32 protein-coding genes are annotated in these 24645 nt (G+C 65.4%); 19 read left to right on the top strand and 13 right to left on the bottom strand.

The window, feature by feature from the left end; all coding sequences use genetic code 11:
• The first annotated feature begins 5 nt into the window (after positions 1-5).
• From AZ34_RS18325 to AZ34_RS10195, 18 genes are all read left to right on the top strand, one after another.
• Positions 6-476 (top strand): hypothetical protein, encoded by a 471-nt coding sequence (locus AZ34_RS18325; protein ID WP_155831781.1) that lies wholly within the window; start codon positions 6-8, stop codon positions 474-476.
• Complete coding sequence (locus AZ34_RS10265) at positions 476-1021, top strand: phage tail protein (protein ID WP_051509676.1); 546 nt, start codon at positions 476-478, stop codon at positions 1019-1021. Before AZ34_RS18325 ends, AZ34_RS10265 begins: the two co-directional genes overlap by 1 nt.
• Positions 1022-1035: 14 nt before the next feature.
• Entirely contained in the window at positions 1036-1527 is a 492-nt protein-coding gene (locus AZ34_RS10260; protein WP_035607759.1) for a phage virion morphogenesis protein, read from the top strand.
• Entirely contained in the window at positions 1524-2144 is a 621-nt protein-coding gene (locus AZ34_RS10255; protein WP_051509675.1) for a phage baseplate assembly protein V, read from the top strand. The genes AZ34_RS10260 and AZ34_RS10255 overlap by 4 nt, the downstream gene beginning before the upstream one ends.
• 4 nt (positions 2145-2148) lie before the next feature.
• Positions 2149-2517, top strand: a complete 369-nt coding sequence (locus AZ34_RS10250) for a baseplate assembly protein (protein ID WP_197026529.1) — start codon at positions 2149-2151, stop codon at positions 2515-2517.
• The gene (locus AZ34_RS10245) at positions 2514-3422 is read left to right on the top strand and encodes a baseplate assembly protein (RefSeq protein WP_035607757.1); all 909 of its coding nucleotides are present in this window, start codon (positions 2514-2516) and stop codon (positions 3420-3422) included. Before AZ34_RS10250 ends, AZ34_RS10245 begins: the two co-directional genes overlap by 4 nt.
• Positions 3423-3424: 2 nt before the next feature.
• Complete coding sequence (locus AZ34_RS10240; protein ID WP_035607753.1) at positions 3425-4021, top strand: phage tail protein I; 597 nt, start codon at positions 3425-3427, stop codon at positions 4019-4021.
• A gap of 4 nt (positions 4022-4025) precedes the next feature.
• Positions 4026-5567 (top strand): hypothetical protein, encoded by a 1542-nt coding sequence (locus AZ34_RS18700; RefSeq protein ID WP_051509674.1) that lies wholly within the window; start codon positions 4026-4028, stop codon positions 5565-5567.
• Positions 5568-5969: 402 nt separating this feature from the next.
• On the top strand, positions 5970-7166 hold the full coding sequence (locus AZ34_RS10230) for a phage tail sheath subtilisin-like domain-containing protein (protein WP_035607750.1): 1197 nt from the start codon (positions 5970-5972) through the stop codon (positions 7164-7166).
• A 53-nt stretch (positions 7167-7219) separates the two neighbouring features.
• Entirely contained in the window at positions 7220-7729 is a 510-nt protein-coding gene (locus AZ34_RS10225; protein WP_035607748.1) for a phage major tail tube protein, read from the top strand.
• 51 nt (positions 7730-7780) lie between these two features.
• Entirely contained in the window at positions 7781-8140 is a 360-nt protein-coding gene (locus AZ34_RS10220) for a phage tail assembly protein (RefSeq protein ID WP_051509673.1), read from the top strand.
• Between the two features lie 8 nt (positions 8141-8148).
• Entirely contained in the window at positions 8149-8271 is a 123-nt protein-coding gene (locus AZ34_RS17965; RefSeq protein WP_081767168.1) for a GpE family phage tail protein, read from the top strand.
• Between the two features lie 9 nt (positions 8272-8280).
• Positions 8281-8481: a hypothetical protein gene (locus AZ34_RS10215; protein ID WP_035607747.1), complete on the top strand. Its 201-nt coding sequence runs from the start codon at positions 8281-8283 to the stop codon at positions 8479-8481.
• A 57-nt stretch (positions 8482-8538) separates the two neighbouring features.
• The gene (locus AZ34_RS18905; RefSeq protein ID WP_051509672.1) at positions 8539-10749 is read left to right on the top strand and encodes a phage tail tape measure protein; all 2211 of its coding nucleotides are present in this window, start codon (positions 8539-8541) and stop codon (positions 10747-10749) included.
• A gap of 32 nt (positions 10750-10781) precedes the next feature.
• Entirely contained in the window at positions 10782-11180 is a 399-nt protein-coding gene (locus AZ34_RS10205) for a phage tail protein (protein ID WP_197026528.1), read from the top strand.
• A gap of 44 nt (positions 11181-11224) precedes the next feature.
• Positions 11225-12232 (top strand): contractile injection system protein, VgrG/Pvc8 family, encoded by a 1008-nt coding sequence (locus AZ34_RS10200; RefSeq protein WP_035607746.1) that lies wholly within the window; start codon positions 11225-11227, stop codon positions 12230-12232.
• Positions 12233-12292: 60 nt separating this feature from the next.
• The gene (locus AZ34_RS19025; protein ID WP_081767167.1) at positions 12293-12583 is read left to right on the top strand and encodes an ogr/Delta-like zinc finger family protein; all 291 of its coding nucleotides are present in this window, start codon (positions 12293-12295) and stop codon (positions 12581-12583) included.
• Positions 12580-13329, top strand: coding sequence for a DNA-methyltransferase (locus AZ34_RS10195; protein ID WP_231495505.1), 750 nt, complete (start codon positions 12580-12582; stop codon positions 13327-13329). Before AZ34_RS19025 ends, AZ34_RS10195 begins: the two co-directional genes overlap by 4 nt.
• A 487-nt stretch (positions 13330-13816) precedes the next feature.
• On the opposite strand, the gene AZ34_RS10190 is transcribed toward AZ34_RS10195, so the two are convergent.
• The 11 genes from AZ34_RS10190 to AZ34_RS10145 all read right to left on the bottom strand — a co-directional run bounded on the left by AZ34_RS10190 (position 13817) and on the right by AZ34_RS10145 (position 18955).
• The gene (locus tag AZ34_RS10190; RefSeq protein ID WP_155831779.1) at positions 13817-14143 is read right to left on the bottom strand and encodes a hypothetical protein; all 327 of its coding nucleotides are present in this window, start codon (positions 14141-14143) and stop codon (positions 13817-13819) included.
• A 347-nt stretch (positions 14144-14490) separates the two neighbouring features.
• Positions 14491-15369, bottom strand: a complete 879-nt coding sequence (locus AZ34_RS10185; RefSeq protein WP_051509671.1) for a DNA adenine methylase — start codon at positions 15367-15369, stop codon at positions 14491-14493.
• On the bottom strand, positions 15366-16022 hold the full coding sequence (locus AZ34_RS10180; protein ID WP_231495504.1) for a hypothetical protein: 657 nt from the start codon (positions 16020-16022) through the stop codon (positions 15366-15368). The genes AZ34_RS10185 and AZ34_RS10180 overlap by 4 nt, the downstream gene beginning before the upstream one ends.
• Positions 16022-16267, bottom strand: a complete 246-nt coding sequence (locus AZ34_RS10175; protein WP_035607739.1) for a hypothetical protein — start codon at positions 16265-16267, stop codon at positions 16022-16024. Before AZ34_RS10175 ends, AZ34_RS10180 begins: the two co-directional genes overlap by 1 nt.
• The gene (locus tag AZ34_RS10170) at positions 16264-17304 is read right to left on the bottom strand and encodes a hypothetical protein (protein ID WP_035607737.1); all 1041 of its coding nucleotides are present in this window, start codon (positions 17302-17304) and stop codon (positions 16264-16266) included. Before AZ34_RS10170 ends, AZ34_RS10175 begins: the two co-directional genes overlap by 4 nt.
• Positions 17301-17504: a hypothetical protein gene (locus tag AZ34_RS10165; protein WP_035607735.1), complete on the bottom strand. Its 204-nt coding sequence runs from the start codon at positions 17502-17504 to the stop codon at positions 17301-17303. The genes AZ34_RS10170 and AZ34_RS10165 overlap by 4 nt, the downstream gene beginning before the upstream one ends.
• Before the next feature lie 23 nt (positions 17505-17527).
• Positions 17528-17746: a hypothetical protein gene (locus AZ34_RS10160; RefSeq protein WP_035607732.1), complete on the bottom strand. Its 219-nt coding sequence runs from the start codon at positions 17744-17746 to the stop codon at positions 17528-17530.
• Positions 17747-17755: 9 nt separating this feature from the next.
• Entirely contained in the window at positions 17756-18076 is a 321-nt protein-coding gene (locus AZ34_RS10155) for a hypothetical protein (protein WP_035607729.1), read from the bottom strand.
• Positions 18073-18345, bottom strand: a complete 273-nt coding sequence (locus AZ34_RS10150; protein ID WP_035607726.1) for a hypothetical protein — start codon at positions 18343-18345, stop codon at positions 18073-18075. Before AZ34_RS10150 ends, AZ34_RS10155 begins: the two co-directional genes overlap by 4 nt.
• A complete protein-coding gene (locus tag AZ34_RS18320) occupies positions 18342-18641 on the bottom strand; it encodes a hypothetical protein (RefSeq protein WP_155831778.1) in 300 nt (99 codons plus the stop codon). The genes AZ34_RS10150 and AZ34_RS18320 overlap by 4 nt, the downstream gene beginning before the upstream one ends.
• The gene (locus AZ34_RS10145; RefSeq protein WP_035607723.1) at positions 18638-18955 is read right to left on the bottom strand and encodes a hypothetical protein; all 318 of its coding nucleotides are present in this window, start codon (positions 18953-18955) and stop codon (positions 18638-18640) included. The genes AZ34_RS18320 and AZ34_RS10145 overlap by 4 nt, the downstream gene beginning before the upstream one ends.
• A 291-nt stretch (positions 18956-19246) precedes the next feature.
• On the opposite strand from AZ34_RS10145, the gene AZ34_RS18315 reads away from it, so the two are divergent.
• Complete coding sequence (locus AZ34_RS18315; protein ID WP_155831777.1) at positions 19247-19882, top strand: hypothetical protein; 636 nt, start codon at positions 19247-19249, stop codon at positions 19880-19882.
• A gap of 110 nt (positions 19883-19992) precedes the next feature.
• Here AZ34_RS18315 and AZ34_RS10130 read toward each other — a convergent pair whose 3' ends face one another.
• The gene (locus tag AZ34_RS10130; RefSeq protein WP_035607714.1) at positions 19993-22635 is read right to left on the bottom strand and encodes a 2-oxoglutarate dehydrogenase E1 component; all 2643 of its coding nucleotides are present in this window, start codon (positions 22633-22635) and stop codon (positions 19993-19995) included.
• A 163-nt stretch (positions 22636-22798) separates the two neighbouring features.
• Positions 22799-24403 carry a methyl-accepting chemotaxis protein gene (locus AZ34_RS10125; protein WP_269320442.1) on the bottom strand — a complete coding sequence of 535 codons (1605 nt, stop codon included), beginning with the start codon at positions 24401-24403 and terminating at the stop codon, positions 22799-22801.
• Between the last annotated feature and the right edge of the window lie 242 nt (positions 24404-24645).

Raw genomic sequence — 24645 nt, 5'->3', positions numbered from 1 at the left:
CAACGATGCAGCGCGCCGCCTTGTTCGCTCTTTCCGCCCTTGCCTGCGCCGCCCTGGTGCTGGCACTGCATCTGCGCGAAGTGAGCCGCGCCGACGCGGCCGGCTACGCCCGCGCCCAGGGCGAGGCCTCGCAACTTGCCGCCGACCTGTCCCGCGAATTCCAGAAAGGAAAAGACCGTGCCCTCGATGACGCCCAAAAACGCCTGGCGACGGAGCGCGCTGCTGCTGATCGCTCTCGCGTTGACGCTGACCGGTTGCGCGAGCAATTGCGTGGTGCCGAACGCCGAATCGCTGCAGCTCCCGATGCCGCCGTCCGAAAGTACGCCTCTACCGTCACAGAGCTATTCGACGCGTGCGTCCGGGAATATCGAGACGTGGCGGCAGCAGCTGCAGGCCACGCCGCTGATGTCCGAACCCTGATCGCGGCCTGGCCGCGCATGCCCGGCGCACCGGTGCCGGATGACGAAGGTCGCTGATGTACAAGCCCAGCAGCTTGCGCAAGCACCTATCCCTGGCGGTGCCGGACTTCAAGACCAATCCGGACAAGCTGTCCATCCTGGTCAAAGTCGGCCGCCTGCAGTGCGCCGGCGGGCGCAGTCTTTCGCACACGCACGCCTACACCGCGCAGATCGTGGTGGAGGGCTTCGACGGCTCGCCCGACGCGGTGTTCGTGCCCTTGCTCGTTTGGTTGCGCACGCACCAGCCCGAAATCTTCGACAACGAGAAGTTGCGCGACGGCGCGGTCCGCTACGAGGTGGACTACAACGATGAGCGGACCATCGACCTGCTCATCGAGCTGGACCTGACAGAAAGCGTGATCGTCACGCCGGCCGTGCCGCTGCCGCAGGAAGAGGAAGGCCTGCCGCCCGGCCGCTACACCATCCAGCATATCGGCGAGCCGCCGCGCCCGGGCACGGCGCAGATCGAGGAGGCGTGGGAAATCTGGGCGGACGGCCAGCCAGTGGCCGCCTGGACGAACCGCCCGGCGGATTTCGACGATGCGCCCGTGCTGACGCAGTGACCAGGAGCCGACACATGGACGACTCCCTGCAGGAACTCGCCACCTGGGCCGCACCGCTGGTGGCCACGCTGTCCGACTCGGCGCGCCGCCGGCTGTTGCGGCGCATTGCCACAGCCCTGGCCGACCGCCAGGCGCGGCGTATCCGCCGCCAGCAGAACCCGGACGGCTCGCCTTTCGAGCCGCGCAAGAAGGCCAGCGCCGCGCGCGCCGCTCTGGGCCGCAGTGTGCGGGCCCGGGCCAAGGCAAGCGGACCGATGTTTGAGAAATTGCGCCAGCGTCAGCACCTGAAGGCCGCGAACGACGCTGCGGCCGCCACCGTCGGATTCCTTGGCCGTGCCGCGCGGATTGCCCGTATCCACCAGCTGGGCCTGCTGGACGCGCCCGCCCCCGGCCAGGCTGGGGTGCGCTACCCGGCGCGCGAGCTGCTGGGCCTGACCAGCACCGACCGCGCCATGGTGCGTGATTTCGTGCTGGACGCACTGGCGCATGGAAGGGCCGCCCGATGATGGACGCAGCCGAACTCGCCGCCCTGCTGAGCGATCTGTCGCGCCGCCTGGAAAACATCGTGCGTGATGGCCGAGTCGCCGAGCTGGTCTTGGCCCCCCCGCGCGTGCGTGTCGATCTGGCAGCCGATGGTGAAGCACCCATGCTGACGGACTGGCTACCCTGGTACACGCCGCGCGCCGGTGCCGTGCGGGTATGGAGCCCGCCCAGTCTCGGTGAACAGGTGACCGTGCTGTCGCCTGGCGGCCACCTTGCTGCGGGGCGGGTCCTGCCGGCTCTGTTCAGCGACGATGCCCCCGCGCCGGCCAGCGAGGCGTCCCGTGTGCTGGTCCAGCACGGCGATGGCGCGCTGTTCAGCTATGACGCAGAGTCGCACGCCCTGCAGGTCACCCTGCCCGTAGGCGGCAAGGCCAGCGTTGATGCACCTGACGGAATCACGCTCACGGGGGATGTGGCGATCGAGGGCGGCCTGACTGTCAGCAAAGACGCCGAGTTCGCCAAGAAAGTCGTCGCGGCCGAAGATGTCCAGGCGGCCGGTGTCAGCCTGGTGCGGCACCCTCACAACACCACGTCGCCGGGCGCGCCTACCGCCCCGCCGACGCCGAACGCGGAGGCCTAGCACCATGGCCACATCGCAAATCATCGGTATGGATGCGCGCACGGGCCGCGCGCTGACGGGCGCGGCCCGGCTGGCGCAGTCGGCGCTGGACGTGCTGCTTACGCCGATCGGCTCACGTTTGGGGCGCCGCAGCTATGGCAGCCGCTGGCCCGAGCTGATCGACGCGCCGGACAACGATGCAACGCGGCTGCGCCTCTACGCCGCCGCGGCGGATGCACTGATGCGCGAGCTTCCCGAACTGACCGTGGAGCGAATCACGCTCACGCGCCCGCGCGCCGGCCAGGCCGTGCTGGAGCTGCAGGGCCATGACGCCGATGGACAGGACGTGAGCACGTCGCTGCCGATCGATGCGCTTGGAGGATTTTTCGCGTGAGCACGACTCTAGACGTTTCCAAGCTGCCGCCGCCCACTGTGGTGGAGACGCTGGATTTCGAGACGCATTACACCCGCATTCGCTCGCGTTTGGTTGCGCTCTACCCTGCCGCCGCGGGCGCGCTTGAAAGCGATGCGGAGCCGTTGACCAAGCTGCTCCAGGTCATGGCCTATGAAATCATGAATGAGCGCATGGCGCGCAATGACAGCGCGCTGGCTGTGATGCTGGCCTATGCGGAGGGTGCTGACCTGGACCAAATCGGCGATCGCTTCAATTTGCCACGCCTGGTCATTACGCCGGCTGACCTCGAAGCCATCCCTCCCACGTTAGCTGTGATGGAAAAAGATGAGCCTTACCGGCTACGCATCCGCGAGCGCAACCGGGTTCTGAGTCAGATCGGCACGGCTGCGGCTTACGAGAGCTTCGCCAAGGGGGCGGATGGCGATGTGCTCGATGCCCGGGCCTCCAGCCCGACTCCAGGCACCATCATGGTGACGGTACTGGCGCGTTCCAACAGTGGAATGGCAGGTCCGGAGCTTCTGGCCACCGTGCTGGCAGCCGTGAGTCATGATGACGCGCGCGCAATGACCGACGAGGTCATGACACAGAGTGCCGAGCTGGTGGACTACACCATTCGGGCCACGGTCTATCACGACGGTGGTCCGGGCGCGGCCGGACTGTTGGCGCAGTTGCAGGCGCACGCCCAGGCCGTGGCGGACGAGGTCCACCGGATCGGCGCGCGCGTGAGCCTGAGCAAGATCTATGACGCCCTGCAGCAGAGCGGCGTGGTCGAGGTGGACCTAGCCGAACCTGCCGCAAGCATGACGACGACGCTAGAGCAGGCGCCTCGCTGCATCGCGATCAACATCACGCTGGCGGCGGCCGACGAGGAAAGCGAGGCCTGAGCATGGCCACGTCTCCCACCCCGGCCAGCGAGGCAGCGCAGCTGCTGCCGCCGAACGCCACGGCGCTGGAACGCGCCGTGGTGCAGGTGTTCGCCGAGGAGCTGGCGTGCATCCCACAGCCACACCGGGATCTCTGGAACCCCAGCACCTGCCCCGTGGCGCTGCTGCCCCTGCTGGCCTGGTCGCTGGGCGCGGAGACCTGGGACGAGAACTGGCCGGTCTCGATAAAACGCTCGGTCACAAGCTCGGCGCTAACAACCAACCGATTCAAGGGCCGCGCCAGCGCCGTGCGCGGAATCGTGCGCGCCTTCGGTGGCGCAATCACGATCGTGGAATGGTGGCAGAAAACACCCAAAGGCGTGCCGCATACCTTTGAAATCATCCTGAGCGTCGGCACAGAGGACGCGGAGGACGCAGCGGCACGCTACGCGCAACTGATCCGCGAGGTCAAGCGGTTGAAACCGCTGCGCAGCCATTTCACGGCCACCCAGGCCTTGAGTGCACGCGGCACTGCCCACCTGGCCGCCGTTGGCCGCCCCGCCACATTCCGCCGCCTTTCCCTGACCGTGGACGCCACCGCGTCCAGTCCACCGGCCTGACCCTATGCCCTTCATCTTCAAACTGACCTCCGAGGGCATCGCGGCCCTCATCAACGCCGGCAACGACGGTCTGGCACCACGCAAGGTGGCCCAAGCGGGCCTGTCGAGTGTCGAGATCGTGCCAGGCGAGCCTATCGACCCGGGCGACGAGATCAAGCGTCTGAACACCGTGGGCGGTGGTGTTGTAGGTGACGACACAATTCACGTGACGATGACTGACGCCAGCGTGGATGCCTACACGTTGCGCAGCTTTGCCCTGTACCTGGACGACGGGACGATGATCGGCAGCTATGGCCAGGCGGACCCGATCACGATCAAGGTGGCTGACGCTCAGTCCCTGCTAGCCGTGGATCTGCGCGTTCTTGACGCGAGCGTGGACCTGGGAGTGTTGGAGTTCGATGAAACGAGTTTCTGGAACCCGCCCGCGACAACCGCAACAGCGGGCGTGCTGGAGCTGGCGACAGCTACGGAAGTTCAAGCAGGCATCGATAACGCACGGGCGATCACGCCTGCAGGACTATCCGCGCGAACCGCCACCGAGACCCGAGCTGGCATTGCGGAGCTTGCGACGGCTGCAGAGGTGCAGGCCGGCATCGACGCATTTCGCACCGTCACGCCGGCAACCTTGGCCCCTCTTTTGGCCGCTCTTTCCACTGCAATCGATCTCAGGGCGCCGATCGCCAGTGCGGCGTTAACAGGTCTGCCTACAGCGCCCACGGCAGCGCCAGGAACGAACACAGCCCAAATCGCCACCACGGCCTTCGTGGTGACAGCAGTTGCAGCGCTGGTGAACAGCAGCCCTGCCGCACTGGACACGCTAGCAGAGCTGGCGACGGCGCTGGGCAACGACGCCAATTTCTCAACGACCATGACGAACGCGCTGGCGCAGCGCGTGCGCTTTCTTCCTCTTGCGACGGTGCGCGCCCTGGCCTCGAATAGTGGCCCCATCATCATCGACGAGCTGGCGGGAGAGGCGTGGAAGTGGTCCAGCTTCGGTCCGTACTTCACGGGCTACGCTAGCCCCTACTGCGGCGAGCCGATTTACGGTGTTGATGCTCTGCCGCGTGCTCATGAAATCGATGCGATCGGCGGCATCTTCAACAAAGCGGACCATCCCGAACTGTGGGGATGGGCGCAATGGCGCGGCCTGGTCAAGAGCCAGACTGAATTCAATGACGGTCTGGGCTCCTACTGGTTCGTCGCCGACCCCGGCGGCGATGCCACGAAGTTCCGCGCGCCGAATTTGCTCGGGCCGAACAACTGGGGCATGTTCTTGCGCATGGCTGCTGGTGGCGTTGATGCAGACACTGCAAATGCAATCGCCCTCGGCGCGCGCAAGCTGGACACGATGCAAGGGCATTTTCACGGGCCATCAAGCATTGGCATCTCGGTCGATTTAATTGGTCAATCGGGGACGAATCGGAACGTGCCCCAGGGGGCAAGCACGACTGGCGGCCCGGTCGCAGACACGCAGCACGGCGCGCCTCGCGTTGGCATGGAAACGACACCCCGGTTCACGCCCTTTCATCCGCGCATTCACAAGTAGCTACCTGTGGATGCGCGGGTGAACTGCTGTGTTCATGCCGCGCGTTTCCTGGGCTTTGCGGCCATTACCTGTTCCCATCGGGTCGCCGCGATTTGCGTTGGACCCACTCGCGTAGTCAGCCACGGCTGAGCCTGCACCGAACACGCGGGAGGCGCCGCTTCCGTTTGGGTGAGTGTGTTCCTGGTATGCGTCAAGCTGCCTGGTGCCCATGCCTCGCGCATTTGCAGTGTCAGCTTCAGCTTGAGGGGGAACAGCCAGCGGTGCTGGCGGTTTTGACTGGTGGGCCTCTTGGTCCAATATGGCCTGCGATTACTTTTGTCGGGCGACCCCCGACAAAACAAACCACTTGTCTGCCATTCGGCCTGCGGGCGATGCTTAGGGACCGCTTTAGGAGCCCCACGCATGTCCCTCACCAGCTATCACCACGGTATCCGCGTCCTTGAGGAAACCGGCGGCGCGCGCGCCATCGCCACGGCCAGCGCCTCGGTCATTGGCATGGCGGCCGTGGCCGACGATGCCGACGCCACGACCTTCCCCCTGAACACCCCCGTGCTGCTCACCCGCGTGGCCGACGCGATCGGTAAGGCCGGCGAGGCCGGCACGCTGGCGGCCAGCCTGGAGGCGATCAGCAACCAGGCAAGCCCCTTGTGCGTCGTGGTCCGCGTGGCCGAGGGCGAAGGCGAGGACGCGGAAGCGATCGCAGCCGCTACGGCCGCGAACGTGATCGGCACCGTCACGCCCGAGGGCCAGCGCACGGGCCTGCAGGCGCTGCTGACGGCCCAGGCCGCCCTGGGCGTGCGCCCGCGCATCCTGGGCGCACCCGGCCTGGACAGTTCGCAAGCCGTGGCCACGGCCCTGGCGACGCTGGGCGGCAAGCTGCGGGGCATGGCGTATGCCGGCACAGGCGGCTCGCAGACCTTGGCCGCAGCCGTGGCCTACCGCGAGAATTTCGCGGCCCGCGAACTGATGCTGATCCACCCGGATTTCCAGCGTTTTGACACGGCAAGCGCCGCGACCGTGGACGCACCGGCGACGGCCTACGCGCTGGGCCTGCGCGCAGCGATCAACACGCAAACGGGTTGGCACAAGACCATCAGCAACGTGGCCGTGAACGGCGTGACAGGCATCAGCAAGCCGATCCACTGGGATCTGCAGAGCAGCGCCACGGACGCGGGGCTGTTGAACGAGGCCGGCATCACCACACTGATCCGCAGCAACGGGTACAAGTTCTGGGGTAGCCGCACCTGCAGCGATGACCCGAATTTCATTTTTGAGAGTGCCGTCTGGGCGCGACACATCGTCGCGGACACGATCGCAGAAGGTTTGGAATGGGCCGCCGACAAGACCCTTCACCCCAGCATCGTCAAAGACATTCTGGAAACCATCAACGCGAAGGGGCGCGAGTTCGTGACGGCGGGCCATCTGCTGGGCTTTTCGGCCTGGTATGACGAACAGGTGAACTCGACCGATCGCCTCAAGGCGGGCAAGCTGGCAATCGACTTCGACTACACGCCGGTTCCCCCACTGGAGGACCTGGCGCTGCGCCAGCGCATCACTGACCGCTATTTCTCCGATTTTGCCGCCCGCGTGGCGAACTGATCGGCGCAAGTCACGCGCTTCATCTCCCCTGAACCCGAACCGAAGAGGCCGCCATGGCACTGCCCCGCAAACTCAAGAATTTCAACCTGTTCATCGACGGCGAGAGCTACGCCGGTCTGGTACCGGAAATCACACTGCCCAAGCTGTCGCGCAAGACCGAGGAATACGTCGCCGGCGGGATGCCTGGCGCCGTGAATGTGGCCATGTCCCTGGAGGCGCTGGAGCTGCAATTCACGCTGGCCGGAATGGATGCGCGGCTGTTCCGCCAGTTCGGCAACACGAACACGGCAGCCACCCTGCTTCGCTTCGCTGGCGCGATGCAGGATGACGCCACTGGCGCGGTACTACCGGTGGAAATCGTGACGCGCGGCTTCTACAAGGAGCTGGACCCGGGCGCGGCCACGGCCGGAGAAAAGCTGGAAACGAAGCTGACGGCCAGCCTCAGCTACTACAAGGTGACGATCTCAGGCGAAACCGTGATCGAAATCGACATGGTGAATTTCATCGAGATCATCGGCGGCACTGACTACGCGGCCGAGGTACGCCGTGCCATCGGCCTGTAAAGGGCCGTGACAGGCTTCGCCTCACTCTCGCAAGCTAAACCGGAACCACCCATGAAAAAAATCGCCCTCGAAACCTCCGCAGCATCGGCAGCGGACGACGCGCAGGCCTTGACCGCCGCCAACCCCAACGAGATCCTGCTTGCCGCACCGATCACCCGCAAGGGTGGCGACGTGGCAGCCATCACGCTGCGCAAGCCGAATTCGGGCGAGCTGCGCGGCTTGACGATCAGCGCGCTGATGCAAAGCGACGTGGAATCCCTCATCAAGCTTCTGCCGCGCATCAGCACACCGATGGTGGCTGAGTACGAGGCGGCCGCGCTGGACCCGGCGGACATGGTGAAGGTGGCGGGGGTCGTGGCCGGTTTTTTGCTCGGGAAGAGCACGGAGACGCCCCACTCCCCGAGAGCGTAGAGGAGTACATGGCCGACCTGGCCACGGTGTGGCATTGGCCGCTGTCCGAGATGCTGCCCATGTCGCTGGGTGACCTGGCCGCCTGGCGCGAGCGCGCCCGTGTGCGCACGCAGGCGCAGAAAGCCTCATAATGAGCCGAAATGACCGCCTCCCTGTCCCTGCTGATCTTGTGCATTCCGCCGCTGGTGCTGGCGGCCTTTGCGCTTGTCTGGACATTCCGTGCCCTGGCCTCCATCGGCAGCGCCCTGGAATCGTGGATGTGGCAGCGGCGCGAACTGCGCATGCGAAAGAGGCATGCCGCAGAAACGGCCGCGTTGTTCCCCGACGCCTACCGGAAGTAAAACCACTGTTGCGTCCGCAGGCGCCTGCCTTGCGGGCGTGGCGCGCCGGAGGGCTTCATGTCCTCTGACGTTCAGATCCGCATCCTGCTGGAGGCGGCCGACCGCGCCAGTCGGTCGCTCAAGGGCATCGACCGTGCCAGCCGCGAAGCGGCCGACGCCATCACGAAATCCCGCGAGGAACTGCGCCGGCTGAACGCGCAGCAGGCCGCGCTTGACGGCGTGGAAAAGCACAAGACGGCCGTGCGCGAGGCCGGCCTGCAGGTCAAACTCTATCAATCACGGCTCGACGCGCTGCGCAACAGTGGCAGCGCCTCGACCGCTCAGATCACGCGAGCGCAGGTGGCGGTAGACAAGGCCAAGGGAGCGTTTTCCCGCGCCAGCGCCGGCGCGCTGGATTTGCGCCGGCGACTCGACGCCATGGGCGTCAAGAACGCCAGCCAGGCACAGGGGCAGCTGCGGCGAGACATTGACGCGGCCAATGCGGCCATGCAGCGCCAGATCGGCCGCGCGCAGCAGCTGGCCCAGCGGCAGGCCTCATGGCGCAAGCTGACCGAGCAGCACGGCAAGGCCATGCGCCACATCGAGGGCTTGAACATCTCGGGCGCCGCCTCGCTGGCCACGGGCGTGGGCATCGGCCGCCTGGCGCGCGGCCCCATCAATGCCTTTGCCGAGCAGGAAGACGCGGCCACGCAGTTGCAGGCCGCGATGATGCGCTCCGACGGCAGCGCGCCCGAGGAGCTGGCGCAGATTCAGGCGCTGGCGGACAAGCTGGGCGGCACGCTGCCGGGCACGACGGCCGATTTCCAGAACATGATGACGATGCTTATCCGCCAGGGCATGAGCGCGAAATCGATTCTGGGCGGCCTGGGCGAGAGTGCGGCGTACCTGGGCGTACAGCTGCAGATGCCGGTGACGGAAGCGGCCGAGTTCGCGGCCAAGATGCAGGACGCGACGCGCACGGCCGAGGGCGACATGATGGGCCTGATGGACACCATCCAACGCGCCTACTACAGCGGCGTGGACAGCGGCAACATGCTGCAGGGGTTCACGAAGATGTCCCCCGTCCTGGGCATGATCCGCAAAGAGGGGGTGGAAGGCGCAAACGCGCTGGCGCCGCTGCTGGTGATGATGGATCAGGCGGGCATGGCCGGCGAGTCGTCGGGCAACGCGATCCGCAAGGTGTTCCAGGCCGGGCTGGACGCCAAGAAGATGGCGAAGGCAAACGCGCTGCTGCAGGATGGCCGCGCGGGGTTCACGCTGGATTTCACGGACGGCAACGGGCAGCACGGCGGCTTGGACGTGATGTTCAAGCAGCTGGAAAAGCTCTCTACGATCCAGGACGACGTGGCGCGCACTGGCATCATCAAGGCGATGTTCGGCGACGACGCGGAAACGCTCCAGGTGCTGAACACTCTGATGGCCAAGGGCGCGGCCGGGTACGAGGAAATCCAGCGCAAGATGGGCCAGCAGGCGAGCCTGCAGCAGCGCGTGAACGTGCAACTGGGCACGCTCAAAAACGTGATGGAAGCGGCCGAGGGAGCGGCCACGAACGTGGCGGCCTCGATCGGCCAGGTGCTGGCGCCGCAACTCAAGGAAATCACGCTCTGGCTGGCTGGCGCCGCGGAACGGGCGCAGGGCTGGATCAAAGAAAACGAGGGCATCGTGGCGGTGGCCGCCTGGGTGGTCGCCGGCATCGTGGCGGTGGCCACAGCGTTTGGCGTCATGTCACTGACGGTCGCGGCCGTGGCCGGGCCGCTGAAAGTGGCGATGTTCCTCCTCCAGGCCCTGGGCCTTGCGGCCAAGGGGAATCCGGTGATCGCCATCATCACCGCAGTGGCCACCTTGGGCGGCGTTCTCTATGCCACCTGGGAACCGTTCCGCAAGATGATCGACTGGATCCTGAACAACGTAGCGAAGGCTGCGGCCTGGCTGGGCAAGTTTCTGGGCATCAAGACGGACGGCTCGACCTACACGGGCGGCGGCGCGACACCTGGTGCGACCGGTGCGCTGGCGACGCCTGGCACCTCGGCTTGGGCGACGGGTGGCGGGGCTCCGCTGACGGCGACAGCCGGCGGGCCGCTGATGGCCCCCGCGGTCGCGGGTGGAGCGGCGGCGACGGTGCGCGAGGGCGACAGCATCAAGATCGACGTGCACGCCTCCCCTGGTATGGATGAGGCGGCCGTGGGCCGTGCCGTCGCCTCCGAGATCCGGCGGTTACAGAACCAGCAAGGGGCGCGTACGCGAAGCGCTCTGGCAGACGTTAATTGAGGGGGGCGGCGATGGTGATGATGTGCCTGGGCATGTTCGTTTTCAGCCTGCCGACACTGGCATTCCAGCAACTGGAGCACCAGATAGCCTGGCGTCACGCGAATAACGAGCGCGTCGGGGCTCGCGCGGCCAGTCAGTTCCTTGGGCCTGGCGAAGAGGCAATCACGCTTACGGGCCTGGTCCTGCCTGGCTTCGGTAAGCGACTGGCTCTTGATTCGCTGCGCTTCATGGCGGACACGGGCGCGGGCTACGTGCTGGTCGACGGGCTGGGCCGAATCTACGGGCGCTTCGTCATTGTCGAGCTGCGGCAGACGGGGACGGTTTTCAATCAGCTGGGGCAGCCGTCGCGTATCGAGTTCAGCATCGCGCTCAGGCGCGTGGACGGCACCCGCAACACGTTGCCACTGGGCATCACGATTCCGGCGCAGTGACACCGATCAGGTGAGCAATGGCGGACGCCCTACCCTCTTTTCCGATGTACGCGCAACCGGCGCGCATGCCGGCGTACCGGCTCACGATCGACGGCCAGACGATCAGTCCGCAATTCGATGCGCGATTGCAGCGCTTGGCGCTGACAGAGGAGCGCGCCGGCACAGCCGATCAGCTGGATTTGGTGCTGAGCGACCACGACGGCGCCTTGGCCTTCCCGCGGCGCGGCGTGATACTGACGCTGGCCATGGGCTGGGACGGCGAGCCCCTGCAGGGCAAAGGTACGTTTGTGGTTGACGAGGCAGAGCACGGCGGCCCGCCGGATCTGCTGACGATCCGCGCACGCAGCGCGGACGTGCAGACGATGAAGCAACGCCGCAGCCAGGCCTGGCACGCGACGACACTGGGGCAGATCATCGAGACGCTGGCCGGGCGCAACAACCTGGCGCCGCGCATTGCCGCCGTGCTCGCCAGTCGTGCGGTGGCGCACCTGGACCAGGCCGAAGAAAGCGACCTGGCATTCCTGACGCGACTGGGTAAGCTGCACGACGCGGTGGCCACCGTCAAGCACGGCAGGCTGTTGTTGCTGCCGGTGACATCGGGGCAGAACAGCCAGGGGCAGCAGTTGGAGGGCGTGACGATCGCACGCAGCGACGGCAGCACGCACCGGTACCAGGTGGCGGACCGGGAGACGTGGCGCGGGGTGCGGGCGTACTGGCAGGACTCGCGCGCGGCGCGGCGCAAGAGTGAACTGGCGGGCAGCGATCCGCCCGAAAACAACGGCCAGAACGTGAAACGGCTGCTGCCTACTTACGCGAACCAGGCGGAAGCGCAGGCGGCCGCGAACGCGGAGTGGGAGCGGCTGCAGCGCGGCAAAGCCACGCTGAGCCTGAACCTGGCCGAAGGCCAGCCGCTGCTGACACCACAGGCGCCCGTGACGGTGCGCGGCTTCAAGGCGGAGATCGACGCGCACGCCTGGCGCGCGGCGCGTGTGACGCACGAGCTGGCGGCCAGCGCCGGCTGGACAACTCAGGTCGAGCTGGAAACGGATTAGCGGCCGGCCTACGGCATAATTACGAGCTGCGGACGGTCGGCATGATAAAGGAATCAGGCCTTGCGTTTCCACTGCCCGCATTGCAATTCTCAGAACACCAAGACGCGCTCTTCCCTGCGCGTGAGCGCCACAGTTACGCGTGCCTATGTCCAGTGCCGGAACTCGGCATGCGGCTTTTCCTGGCGCATGGACTGCCACGCAGCCTTCGCGCTGACTCCCCCAGCCAAGCCGGCACCGGGCGTTCTCATCCCCTCCAGCACTTTGATCGATCGCAAGCGGGCGGCGCGGCAGCAGGCCGCAGCCCATGCCATCGAGGTTGCACGGTCGCATCGAGGGGGGCGTTGCGCGTGAAACCCTGGCAAATGATCGAGGGCGAAGCGCTGCCCGAACTACTCGCCATGCCTGGCGCCAGCGTGGACGCCGTGATTACCGACCCGCCCTACAGCAGTGGTGGATTCTCCCGTGACGACAAGGGCAAGAGCCCCGATGCCAAATACACGCAGCATCAGCAGCGCGGACGCTACCCGGATTTCTCGGGTGACTCACGAGACCAACGCAGCTATCTGACCTGGTGCGCGCTGTGGATCGCCGAATGCCTGCGCGTGCTCAAGCCCGGCGGCTACTTCATGTCATTCACGGACTGGCGACAGCTGCCAGTCATGACGGACGCCGTGCAGGCCGGCGGCGTGTTCTGGCGCGGCCTGACGGTGTGGGACAAGGGGCGTGGAGCACGTGCACCGCACAAGGGCTACTTCAGGCACCAGTGCGAATACGTGGTCTGGGGCACCAAAGGCGCCGCATCCATGCTGACCCACGACGGCCCTTTCGACGGCTGCATCCAGGCCACGGTGCGGCGCGACGACAAGCACCATCTGACGGGCAAGCCCACCGCGCTGATGCGTGAGCTGGTGCGTCCCGTGCCGCCGGGCGGCCTGGTGCTGGACCCGTTCGCGGGCAGCGGTTCCACGGGTGTGGCGGCGCTGCAATCGGGGCGCCGCTTCATCGGCATCGAGCGCGAGGCGGCCTACGCCGACATCTCGCGCCAGCGCCTGGCTGCGGCCGAACAGGAGTCGCGGCCGGGCGGCGCGGAAACATAGCGCTGAAATACCCGGCTGCCGCCGGACGCTGGCCAACGCAACAACGGCCCCAAACCCCGAATGATTAAAACGCGCTAGGCGCGTTTTTTTCATGGCCGAACGACTCAGGGCCTAGGCCAAGCCGAAAAAACGGCTCAAACGCCGCGTAGACGCTCCGCAGACCCCCGCGCATGTCGCGGCTCCGGTGGTGTAGCGCCAAAAAATTCCCTCGCGTCCCTAGCAGGCGGCTGTTCACGGCCCGCCAAGCACGGACGACAAGCGGCCTCAGCCGCTTGCGGGAGTGCGCCAGCGGGCCGCCGGGGGCACTGTCATTGCCCCCGCTTGCGGGGGCCTTGTGTGAATAAAACGGTGGATAAGGCGGTTGAAAACCGCCGCCTACGCGCGCGTAGATAGATACTCTCTTAATACTTAATACCCATGGCCTGTTTTCGGGCCAGTTTCGGCCGTTTTGTGAGTGAAAACGGCTTGGGGATTTTCCGGGGGAGTTTTAAATCGGGCGCGACTTTTTAACTACCGGTTTGCTATTCGATTTTTTCCGCACTGCGAGATAGATTCGGAGCTGCCCATGGTTGAAGTTGGCGCTCTTGTCGCGCGCGATCAGGCCATACGCTTCCAGGTCATCGAGGACGCCACGCAGCACTTCACGCGTCGGGCCTTTGCGGCTTGGGCCGCGCTCCGGCTTGGGCGGGGTACATAGGTGCATGAGCTGGGCGTAGCTGCCCAGGTACTCCCCTGTGCCGAACAGATCGCACATGGAGCGAATGGCGATGAAGCATTGCGTCGCCAGCGGATCACGCAGGACGTTGAGCAGCACGTCCAACTCATTGGGCGTGTTTTTCACCGAACCATCCGTGCCCTCAAGGATGAGGAACCGGGGTGGATTTACCCGTGTAGGACGCGGCGCGGGGCCGCGTACCGAGCCTGCAGCGGGCCGATACGGACCATCAGGCGCGGCGCGTGGGTTGCCGGGGGGTATGGGGCGGTTGCCGGGGCGACTTGTGGCCATGCAAGGAGGGAGGTTTCAAACCCACCCGCAGAGGGTCACAGGGGCCGCAGTGGCCTCGAACTGGATCAGCACCAGGGGGCGCAGCAGCTCACGCGGCAGCGAGCACGAAACTACAGTCTCTGCCTCACACAAGGCCATGTCGCCGGATCTGCAGGTCATGCGATCTCCAGCAGTTCGAGCTGCGGCGCGGTCGTGGTGCCCGCATTGAGCGCAGCCATCAGGGCAGGAGAAAGCCAGACGCATTCCGTGCGTTCGACAGAGCCGCGCGGTCCGCTGGCCGCGACCTGGCGTACTCGCCGGGACCAACCGCGCGCGGCTGTGAGCGTGTCGGAGTACAGCTCGCTGTCATAGCCGCAGACCATTACCCTGCCCTGCAGATGCTGAACCACGCGCAACAGCTCGGAATGCTGCGCATCAGTCATTTCGTGGCGGTAGTAGCGGCTGGATGCGCGCATGGACCGCTCACCTATCACATAAGGAGGGTCCACCAGGTGGAGCGTTTGTGGGCAATCGTGCCCCTGCATGACAGAGATCGCGTCCCTGTTCTCAATAAGCACACCCTCGAAACGCAGACCCACGGCCGCGAGGTTGTCCGGGTATTGCGCCCAGATGTGAGCTGAAATATTGCCGTTTCGAGCGGTATCGCTGCGAAAGCCTGTCACACCCTTGGTTGCGCCGGCACTGCCAAATCCCATCATGGCGCGAACGGCCAGGCGTCGGGCTTGTTCGATAGGCTCATCCGCGGGCAGATATGCGGCATCGAACTCTGCGCGAGAGTACGGAGTGAGCGCCACAGCCTCAATAAGTTGAGCGCGCGTCTCAGGGTTGCGCAGTATGCGGAAAAAGCTGGCGACTTCACCATCGAGATCGTTATAGACCTCCGCATGGCTGCGCGGCTTTCGGATAAGCACGCCAGCTGCACCACCGAAGGATTCGACGTAGCGGCGATGCGTCGGCATGAACTGCAATAGCCATGGCGCAAGGCGGAACTTTGCGCCGTGATAGCGCAAGGCTGGGCGGGTGATTTCAGTCATGCCAGCATCCCTCCCTGCCGCCGATCCTGTTGATTTAGCGCGCATCGGCGCGCCAGCTCTACCAGCCAGCTTGCAAGCGCGGGGGGGGTATGCTCACGTTCGGCCTTGGTGATTTCCGGACGGGTCTTTTTGCTACTGGCAACGACAAACTCCGGCTCACCCATGCGAAACGGTGGCATGTCGGGAATGTCGCCTGGTGCGCAGCCAACGATGTAAAGCCAAGTCGCCTTAGCGGCCTTGTGGCCCCACTGCCACTGTTGGATTGGCAGCGTCCAGCCGCCGTAGCCATCGCAGGCCTCGCCGGGTCTAGGCAGGTTCTGCGCACGCCAAAGACCTGAATTTGCGGGGTGCTCCAGTACGCCACCGAACTCGCGAACCAAGGCCGCGGCTAAGCGCGCCAGGTTGCGCTCATCAGCGCGAGGCTGACTGAAATGCCTTAACGCACCCCAGCTGCGGCATGGCGGATGCGCCACGACCGGATACGGGCCGTCATATGTGCGCGCGTCGCGCTCGATGTCGAAAGCCTCGACGCCGGGCAGCGTCTTGTAGATGCTGTCGCGGCGCACGAACAGCGCGGCGATCAGCGAGGCGCCGTCCGGAAGGCCCGTGCCGCGTATGTGGCCGATGCTAGATGGGAGTCGATAGCTCGGCATCAGTCCAGCTCCAGCCGGCCGATCTGGACATAGGGCCGGTGAGAAATTCGCACCAAGTCCCCGAAGTCGCCCACCGTGGCAAGGTAGCCCGCAAACGCGCTTTGCGGCCGACCGTCATGCGGGATCTCCACCACGTCGTAGAAGCGGGCGTCAGTCCAACCGTGGTGATAGGCCAGCCAGTACGAGCCGCAGCTCGTCCAGGACACGGGGATGCACTTGGGTGTGTAGTCGGCAGAACCGTTCATCCCACAAACCCCATTGGTGCGCCTGCGCTCGCCGGGGCCACGTGGATCTCCGGACTTGCGCGGGCGGCGTCCTGCAACTGGCGGCGGATGACGCGGGCTTTCTCCGGCGAACATCGAAGCAAATCGCGTATGAAGGTTTCAGTGGGCGGGCGTGCACCCGCCGTTATCGACCGACGCACTTGCTCCAGCTCGGAGGCTGTCACGTCCAGGTCGGCGGCGGCGTCGGGCACTGACACCGGCGCTGGGTTTTCCTGGTCCGCGCCGTTGTCGGCCGGTGTCGGCATCCGGGCGACTCGGTCTATCCGCGCGCGCGCCTCTCGCGGCGCGGCCAAGGCCAGCCACCACAGCAGGCAGCCCAGGACCTCCACCAGCACGGCCAGGAGGCCGTTGACGGCGAGCTGCACGGCGGCGGCGCTGGCGCCCGTGACAGCCATGAAGGAGCGCGTCACCGGGTCGCTGGCCAGAGCCGCGGCACCATCGCCTGCTGCCTCGCTGACCGCGCCGGCCAGGGCCACCAGGTCATCACGCAGACGCGCGGCGCGCTGAGCTTCTGCCAGCTCGATCTGCAGGCGTTCGACGCGCGCAGGCGTGGCCCAGGCCTGGCCCTGATCGGCGGCGGCGCGAGCAGTAGCCAGCTGCGCGGCCACCGTGGTGACGCTGCGCGCGCGGATGCCGGCGAGCGCTGTTTCCAGGGCTTGGCGCTGGGCGGCGCGCGCTTCGGCCTGGCGCTGCTGCACGGGCGCGGCCTGAGCTTGGGCCGAGGCTGCCCAGGCATTGAGAAAGAATCCTGCATGCGCCACCATCGCGGCCAGCAGACACAGAGGCCAGACGATGACGACGGCAGCGCGGCCCCAGCCTTTGACGCCGGCACCGAGCGCAGGCAATAGGTGGACAGCCAGCACGATGCAGGCACTGAGCGCAGCCAGCGTGAGCCGGTCCACCCAGGCATCAGCACGGCCCCAGGCGCTGGCCACGGCCATGGCCAGGGCGGTGGCAGTCACGACGAGGGCCAGGGCGTAGGTGATGGCGCGACTCATGCGACTTCCACGCATACCACCAAGCGCGCGCGGTCGGCGTCGAACAGTTCAGCATGCAGCGCCAGATCATCCCGGGCCAATTCGATGGCCAGCTTTTCCGTGACGGCGCGCATGCGGGTTCGGAATGTGGCGCCGTCGCAGGCGAATTCCAGCAGCCAGGTGCGCTTATGTTGCGCGGCCTCGCGGGTGATAGCGTCCATGTCGAGGGAGAATCTTGCGGAGTTCATGCCAGCGCTTTCCTCTTGAGGTGGGACACGGGTGCCTCCTCCAGCCCGAACACGAGGGCGGGGAAGTTTTGGGACAGCGCCTCCAGCTTCCTGGCAGCGGTGGAGCGCGTGTAGACGAGCGCGCGGGCGCGGCGCGGGGTCATGAGGGGGTCTCCCTGGCGATCGAGGGAGGCCACCCACATGCCGCGCGACCAAATCACATAGCGTTTTTGCATGTGAGCCTCCTACGCTGTGCGGTCGCACGCCAGGGGCGTGATGCATGCCGCAGGGACAGTGCACAAGGCATCGCCGCGACAGATGACAGGTGCCCCCTGGGCGGCGCTTTCCCGCGCTGCTGCGGCTTTCCGTTCCTTGGCAAACCGGGCGTCCTCCGCGGCCATTTCCAACGCAAAGATGACGGCGCTCAGTTGGTCGGGCTTGAGCTCCACGGCGGCGACCTTGGGTGCGGCAAAGCCCGGCACCATGACGACGCCTAGCGTGACGGTTTCCATGTCTGGCAACCATCCGACGATGACCTGCCCGGCTTCTGCTTGGATGCTGTTCATCGCGGACCGCCTTCCCGCACCATGGGCACGACACTGAGGCCAACCGCAGCCAGCGAGTCGGTCGAGGTTTGCAGCGCCCCCGCCTGTTCGGCGGCGGCCTCCAGCGAGGCCAACAGCAAGCCGAGGTGCGGCATGTCCACGTGCACCGTCATGCTGCCCGGCTCGGCCTGGCCCTGGGCCTTGCCGCGCACGGTGAGCAGCACGCCGTCACCCTCTTTAAGCGGGCTGATGAGCAGCGCGCCCGTCTTGACTTTGATAACGTCGGTCATCGCTCGCCCCCCTTGCCACTGGCAATGCCCGCGAGGGCGACGATCAAGCGGTCCTCGAGGTACCCATCGGATCGGTATCCGATGCGCCGGAAGACGTGCATGTGCCCGTTGCAGCCGAGGTAGTAGCGGGCTTCCGGCAGGCCCAAGAATGCTCGGCTCACCACCCGCGCACCCTTCGGGCTCAGGGTCCGCTTTTTACGAACCTTCACTTTGGAACGGCGCTCCGCATTCACATGGCGCCGTGCTGCTGGCAGACTGCCTGCAAAAGAAAGGGCGTTGTTGGGAAGCACGCTCATTGCACCTCCCCCGACGGCACGGCCTTGGTCGGGTCCAAGTCGTAGGCCTGGGCCACGATGCGGGCCTGGGCGACCAGGTCATCGAAGCGGTTGTGGCTGTTGCAGCGCTTGCACGCCTCTTTGAATGCCGCCGTCTTGACGGCATCCCATTTATCCCAGCCGGGCGGCATGCCGGAGGCCTTGAGACGGTTGATCGTGGTGCAGATCTCGCGCTTGATCGCGCGGCGGTCGCGCGGGTGATCGCCCTGATTGGGCGAAGCCGGGGGCGTGCCCGGATTGATGCCCTTGCGGGCAGTTTGCTGGTGGCGGCTCATTTCGCACCGCCTGTCTGCACGGCCCGCGCTGGATTCAACTTGGTGAGGTACGCCAGCCGCTCTGCCTCGTGCCAGGACCGACGCTCAACGCACTCCCACGAGGCGCGGATGGAGGCTGGAAGTTCGTCCCACGACCTCAAGGCAGCGCGAGCCATGGCTGCGCGCATCGCCTTTTTGTGGGCCTCATAGATCAGACGGCCAATGTCTGACGGGTGATCGCCTTGAGGGCTTGCGCCTGGCGATTGCGCTGCCCGCGGCGGGGGCGCGGCGGGCTTTTTGCGGGCAGTGTCCATGGTGTCCTCCACCGGCCGGACCGCCATCCCGCTTTTTCAGCAGGAGGCCCCGGGCTGGACACTGGGTCGTGCGGACTCGGCCGGATTGGTGGCTTCGGGGCCCGGGGCGAGGTGGAATTTAGTTGAAATCAACTCAACATGTCAACGTCAATTCACCGTTGCTGTCGCCTCCACGTTGAATTATGCTCACCGCTCCAACTGGACACTGGAAAAAGGACTGGACATGAAGGCTATCGACTGGATCGATCGCGCCAAGGCTGCGCGCGGCTGGGAATCGGACTACAAGGCCGCCCAGGAACTTGGCATCACACGCTCTGCCGTGAGCAAATACCGCTCCAGCGTGACGGCAACACTCGATGAGGAAGTTTCTGTCGGTGTCGCTGATGCTCTTGGCATTGACCCGTTTGAGGTGTTAGCCGACCAGGCCGCAGAACGATCTAAAACGGAGAAAGCCCGCTCTGCCTGGCGGGCTTCGCTTGCCCGCCTAGGCCATAACGGGCGGGTCGCAATACTGGCCCTGGGCGTCACCGGCGTTTTATCCGCCCTCCCCCAGGAATCGCAAGCAAACACGGGCCTCAGCACTTTGGCTGATCCGCCGTCTGTGTATTATGTAAAGTTAATGCCACGGGGCTAGTTTCAAACTGGCCAAGTCTTTGACACCGCCACCTGCGCGCCACGACGACCCGACAGCCGCATACCTTTCAGGCTGGCAGACCATCCGTCGTCGTGGCCAAACGCGGAACTCTAGGGCTGCGACGGCAAGCCCAAGGCCCGCATCACCAACAGCTGCTGTTCCGTTTGATGGATAGCCTGAGACACCGTGGGGCCCGCTGCAGTGCCCGGTCTGGCAGCACAGCGCAGGGGCACGCCAGTTGGGCACGCGGCTGCAAGCTCGTCGCGGATGAAGGGCCAGGCGCCCTGGTTCAGTTCCTCCTCCTGCGCCCACACCAGTTCCCGCAATCCGCTGTAGCGCTTGAGCAGGCGCTGCAAGTCTGCCTGTGGGAATGGGTAAAGCTGCTCCAGCCGCAGCAGCGCGATGCCTTGAGCGGAGGCAGCATGCCTCCCTCGTGCCAAGTCGTAATGAAGCTTGCCGCTGGACAGCACGACACGCTCTACCTGGGCCGCTGATTGTGTGAACGGGTCGTCCAACACCGGCTCGAAATGGCCGTCCAGCATCTGCTGCAACGGTGTGTGCGAATCGGCTTCTTCATAGAGCTTGCCCTTGGGGCTCATCACCACCAGCGGCCTGCGCGGCTGCAGGCAGGCCTGACGGCGCAGCAGATGGAACCACTGCGCCGCGGTGGACGGCATGGCCACCTGAAGATTGTCCTGAGCGCACAGTTGCAGGAAGCGCCCCAGGAACCCGCTGGAGTGTTCGGGCCCTACCCCTTCATAACCATGGGGCAGCAACAGGGTCAAACCCGACGCACAACCCCACTTCGCCTCGCCTGCGGCGATGTAATGGTCAATGTAAACCTGGGCTCCGTTGACGAAGTCACCGAACTGCGCCTCCCAGATCGCGAGGCGGTTTGATGCGTCCAGGCTGTAGCCGTACTCAAAGCCCACAACCGCTTCCTCGGAGAGCTGCGAGTTGTAGATCTCAAAGCGTGCCTGACCGTTGCGCAGACGGTCCAGCGGCTGGATCATCGCCGGTCCCCGACCATCCGTCTGTTGGCCATGCCAGACCGCAAAGCGATGCATGAAGGTGCCCCGGCGCACATCCATGCCGGACACCCGCACGCCGATCCCGGCCTGCAGCAACGTAGCGTAAGCCATGTTCTCGGCAAAACGCCAATCGCACCGGGCATCTGCCTGGGCGGACATGGTTCGCCAATCCTTGATCAGGCCCTGCACCATGGCGTGCGGCTGGAAACCGTCGGGCAATTGCGTCAAGGTGGAGACGATGCCTTGCAATTGGGCGAGTTCAGGCAATGGGAGGTCGGGCATCGCCGCGAAGGGCATTCCCAGGGCGGGCGCTTCGGCGGGTGGGCGATCGAAGGCTGCAATCGCTTGTTCGCGGCTGTGCGCGACCACGCGCATCAAGTCCAACTCGCTCGCCCGTCCCGCGTCACAGAGCTGCGCGGCGTAGCGCTCCACCACGGTCGAGAGCTGATCAATGCGGGCCTGACGCGTCGGGGCCGTCAGGGTCGGCACATCATGCTCGGAATGTCCATGGCGGCGGTAGCCTATCAAGTCAATGAAAACATCGCTGCCAAAGCGTGTCCGGTAGGCCAACGCGATCTCGGCCGCTCGTTGCACCTGTTCCGGGGCGTCCGCGCTCACGCGCAGCACGGGCGCATCGATGAGGCGCGACACATCGGTGGCGTAGCGGGGTTGCTCCGCGTCCATGACATTCAGTTCGGTGAAACCGACCTGGTTGTTGATCACGATGTGCACAGTCCCGCCCACGCTGTAACCGTGTTTTCGGCCCATCACCAGCGACTCCATCACGACGCCCTGCCCTGCCAGCGCCGCGTCGCCGTGCATCACCACCGGCAGGGTTTGCTCGGGTGCGTGGCTGGCGCCACGGTCCTGGCTGGCGCGCGCCATGCCAACCACCACTGGCTGCACGCTCTGCAGGTGCGATGGGTTGGCGGCCAGTTCCAGGTCGATGTCGCCGTGGCGTGTGCTGACCCGGTGCCGGGCTCCCAGGTGGTAAGGCAGATCCTTGTGCTGTTCGGGATGGGGGTACTTGGCGTCGAAGTAAGTCAGCAAATCCAGGGCTGGTCGTCCCATGAGATTGACGAGGACATTGATGCGCCCGCGGTGCGGCATGCCCAACACCAATTTGCTCACGCCATGGGCACCCGCCTGTTCGACCAGCACGTCCAGCAGCGGCAGCAGCGCTTCGCAGCCCTCCAGCGAAAAGCGCTTGGCGTGGGGGAAGCGTCGCGCCACGTGGTGTTCCCACGTCTGCACGTGCACCAGCCGCGCCAGCAGCCCCGTGCCGGTCATGGCGGCTGGCAGTGCATCCACGGAGACTGGTGCCTCCATCTCGGCATGCAGCCAGGCCAGCCGTGCCTCATCACGGACCGCGCTCGCATCCAGCGTCAGATTGCCGCAATAGATCGCTCGCAGCGTGGTTGTCAGTTCCTGCACCGTTTTCACGCCCAACAGAGGAGAACCATCCTCCGTGACCGCCTCGGTCGGCGACAACCCGAAACGTTGCGGTGTCAGCAGCACCTCGTCCGCGACGGGAGCATGCCCCAGTGGGTCCAACGGGGCGCATTGGTAGCCCCGCTGGCGGAAGGCATCGAGCAGGCGCTGCACGCCGGGGCGCACGCGCTGACTTGAGTTCCAGCCAGTGGGTGCCTCGGTGATGGGCTTGCCAGAGTCGAAACGGGGGTGGTGCAGCGAGGAATGCTGCAAGAGTGAAGGATTGCGCATGAAACGTTCTCCCAAAAGCGTAGATGGCACCGAACCCGCACCGCCGCTGCGTTGCCTGGGGTTCGCCATGGGGGCGCGTTCTGGGGCGCCGCATGCCATGGATGGCACGGACCCGAACCGCGCCCCTGGCACGGGGCTCGGAACGGGAGTCATGCCGGTCTGTCTACCGGCCGTTGTCTCCGGCTAAAAAGAGTTGCGGCTGCGCCGCAGCGAGCAGTTGCCGCTTGGGTTCGGACTTGTCTTTCAGCACGAAGGCCCGCACGACCTCGTTGAGCTGCTTGGCTTGGTCCTGCATCGAATGCGCCGAGGCCGTGCTTTGCTCCACCATGGCCGCGTTTTTCTGCGTCGAGTCATCCATTTGCACGATGGCTTCATTCAGTTGCTCGATGCCTTGGCTCTGCTCGCGACTGGAGGCACTGATCTCGGCCACGATGGTGCTGACCTGCTTGATGCTGGCCACGACCTGCTTCATCGTCGCGCCGGCCTGCTCCACCATCTGGCTGCCTCGGTCGACCTGCTGCACCGAGTTGTCGATCAAGGACTTGATCTCCTTGGCAGCCACCGCGCTGCGCTGCGCCAGACTGCGCACCTCGGCCGCCACCACCGCGAAGCCACGGCCATGCTCGCCCGCGCGGGCCGCTTCGACCGCCGCGTTCAGGGCCAGGATGTTGGTCTGGAAGGCGATGCCGTCGATCACGCTGATGATCTCGACGATGCGCTTGGAAGAATCAGCGATCGAGCTCATCGTGGTCACGACCTGCCCCACGACGTCGCCACCTTGCACGGCCACGGACGAGGCCTGCGAAGCCAGGGAATTGGCCTGATTGGCGTTGTCGGCGCTGAGTTTCACGGACGATGTCAGCTGCTCCATCGCGGCCGCGGTCTCTTCCAGCGCACTGGCCTGCTGCTCGGTGCGGGAAGAAAGCTCCAGATTGCCCTGCGCCACCTGGTGCGAGGCGCTCACGATGTTGTCCGCCCCGGTGCGCACCTCCAACACGATGCGGTGCAGGTTGTCCACCATGTGCTTGAGTGCCCCCATCAGGCGCCCTACTTCGTCTCGGCTCTCATCCGAGATCTTGTAAGTGAGGTTGCCCTGCGCCACGGACTCCGCCATCGAGATGGCCCGATCAATCGGTCGGATGATCGAGCGCGTGATGAGGACCGCCGTCACGATCCCCAGCAACACCGCGACCACCGAGAAAGCCAGCATGCCGACGCGTGCGCCATCGGACGCCCGCTTGGCCTGAGCCACGTCGGCAATCATGCCCTTTTCCTGGTAGACCACCATCTTGTCGATCAGGGCGTAGTAGCGCGGTTGCAGAGTGGCCATGTCGCCGTGATACACGGCCATGGCTTCCTCCCGCTTGCCAGCAGCCATCAGATCGAACAAATTGCGCACCGCAGCCCCATAGGCCTTGCGGGCCTCTGATTGCTCGGCAAAGATTGCCTTGCTTTCATCGGTATGCAGGAGTTTCTCGAATTTGGCGAAGTTTTCGGTGTTGATGGTGCGCAATGCCGCGTAGTCGTCCATGTACTTCTTGGTTTGCTCAGGCGAGGTCGCCAGCAAGATGCGCCCGATGATGATTGCGCCCTTGTCACCCACGCCCTTGATCGAGTTGCTGAGCGCGATTTGCGCGTATCGGTCGTCCACCAACTGATCCATGGTTCGGTCCACGCGACTCAGCACCGACAAGCCCGCGATCAGACTGGCGAGCAACAAGGCAATCACCAGGGCAAACGCCAGCGCCAAGCGGGTTCCAATTTTCAAGCCATTCAATTTCATTGTTCTTCATTTCCTGTTCTAGTAGGTTGCCTCCCGCGCCGTCATGAACAGCTGCCGCTCACTCGGATACGACGATGCTGTTCACGCTCATGGGCCGATGTGCCACGTACCTGCTTGTGTGCCCATGCGTGCAAGTGGTCTTTTTGTGCATGGATGCATTCCATCGTTGTGCCCTGAAACAGCGCTACAAGATTCATGCCCAGCCCGCGAAGCGGAGGCGAGAGAAT

The organism is Hylemonella gracilis str. Niagara R (assembly GCF_000600295.1).
In the GTDB taxonomy this organism is placed as follows: Bacteria; Pseudomonadota; Gammaproteobacteria; order Burkholderiales; family Burkholderiaceae_C; genus Hylemonella; species Hylemonella gracilis_A.
The sequence above is the reverse complement of the archived record's forward strand: the minus strand, read 5'-3'. Positions and strand labels throughout refer to the sequence as shown.

Coding starts and splice junctions, on each gene's coding strand:
- AZ34_RS10175 (WP_035607739.1), bottom strand. CDS start 16,267: ATGAACGGTTCTGCCGACTACACACCCAAGTGCATCCCCGTGTCCTGG.
- AZ34_RS18325 (WP_155831781.1), top strand. CDS start 6: ATGCAGCGCGCCGCCTTGTTCGCTCTTTCCGCCCTTGCCTGCGCCGCC.
- AZ34_RS10260 (WP_035607759.1), top strand. CDS start 1,036: ATGGACGACTCCCTGCAGGAACTCGCCACCTGGGCCGCACCGCTGGTG.
- AZ34_RS10215 (WP_035607747.1), top strand. CDS start 8,281: ATGACCGCCTCCCTGTCCCTGCTGATCTTGTGCATTCCGCCGCTGGTG.
- AZ34_RS10200 (WP_035607746.1), top strand. CDS start 11,225: ATGTACGCGCAACCGGCGCGCATGCCGGCGTACCGGCTCACGATCGAC.
- AZ34_RS10255 (WP_051509675.1), top strand. CDS start 1,524: ATGATGGACGCAGCCGAACTCGCCGCCCTGCTGAGCGATCTGTCGCGC.
- AZ34_RS10230 (WP_035607750.1), top strand. CDS start 5,970: ATGTCCCTCACCAGCTATCACCACGGTATCCGCGTCCTTGAGGAAACC.
- AZ34_RS10180 (WP_231495504.1), bottom strand. CDS start 16,022: ATGCCGAGCTATCGACTCCCATCTAGCATCGGCCACATACGCGGCACG.
- AZ34_RS10155 (WP_035607729.1), bottom strand. CDS start 18,076: ATGAACAGCATCCAAGCAGAAGCCGGGCAGGTCATCGTCGGATGGTTG.
- AZ34_RS10225 (WP_035607748.1), top strand. CDS start 7,220: ATGGCACTGCCCCGCAAACTCAAGAATTTCAACCTGTTCATCGACGGC.
- AZ34_RS10220 (WP_051509673.1), top strand. CDS start 7,781: ATGAAAAAAATCGCCCTCGAAACCTCCGCAGCATCGGCAGCGGACGAC.
- AZ34_RS10265 (WP_051509676.1), top strand. CDS start 476: ATGTACAAGCCCAGCAGCTTGCGCAAGCACCTATCCCTGGCGGTGCCG.
- AZ34_RS10240 (WP_035607753.1), top strand. CDS start 3,425: ATGGCCACGTCTCCCACCCCGGCCAGCGAGGCAGCGCAGCTGCTGCCG.
- AZ34_RS10130 (WP_035607714.1), bottom strand. CDS start 22,635: ATGCGCAATCCTTCACTCTTGCAGCATTCCTCGCTGCACCACCCCCGT.
- AZ34_RS10160 (WP_035607732.1), bottom strand. CDS start 17,746: ATGCAAAAACGCTATGTGATTTGGTCGCGCGGCATGTGGGTGGCCTCC.
- AZ34_RS10250 (WP_197026529.1), top strand. CDS start 2,149: ATGGCCACATCGCAAATCATCGGTATGGATGCGCGCACGGGCCGCGCG.
- AZ34_RS18905 (WP_051509672.1), top strand. CDS start 8,539: ATGTCCTCTGACGTTCAGATCCGCATCCTGCTGGAGGCGGCCGACCGC.
- AZ34_RS18320 (WP_155831778.1), bottom strand. CDS start 18,641: ATGAGCGTGCTTCCCAACAACGCCCTTTCTTTTGCAGGCAGTCTGCCA.
- AZ34_RS17965 (WP_081767168.1), top strand. CDS start 8,149: ATGGCCGACCTGGCCACGGTGTGGCATTGGCCGCTGTCCGAGATGCTG.
- AZ34_RS18700 (WP_051509674.1), top strand. CDS start 4,026: ATGCCCTTCATCTTCAAACTGACCTCCGAGGGCATCGCGGCCCTCATC.
- AZ34_RS10145 (WP_035607723.1), bottom strand. CDS start 18,955: ATGAGCCGCCACCAGCAAACTGCCCGCAAGGGCATCAATCCGGGCACG.
- AZ34_RS10165 (WP_035607735.1), bottom strand. CDS start 17,504: ATGGACGCTATCACCCGCGAGGCCGCGCAACATAAGCGCACCTGGCTG.
- AZ34_RS10185 (WP_051509671.1), bottom strand. CDS start 15,369: ATGACTGAAATCACCCGCCCAGCCTTGCGCTATCACGGCGCAAAGTTC.
- AZ34_RS10150 (WP_035607726.1), bottom strand. CDS start 18,345: ATGACCGACGTTATCAAAGTCAAGACGGGCGCGCTGCTCATCAGCCCG.
- AZ34_RS10205 (WP_197026528.1), top strand. CDS start 10,782: ATGTTCGTTTTCAGCCTGCCGACACTGGCATTCCAGCAACTGGAGCAC.
- AZ34_RS18315 (WP_155831777.1), top strand. CDS start 19,247: ATGGTGTCCTCCACCGGCCGGACCGCCATCCCGCTTTTTCAGCAGGAG.
- AZ34_RS10170 (WP_035607737.1), bottom strand. CDS start 17,304: ATGAGTCGCGCCATCACCTACGCCCTGGCCCTCGTCGTGACTGCCACC.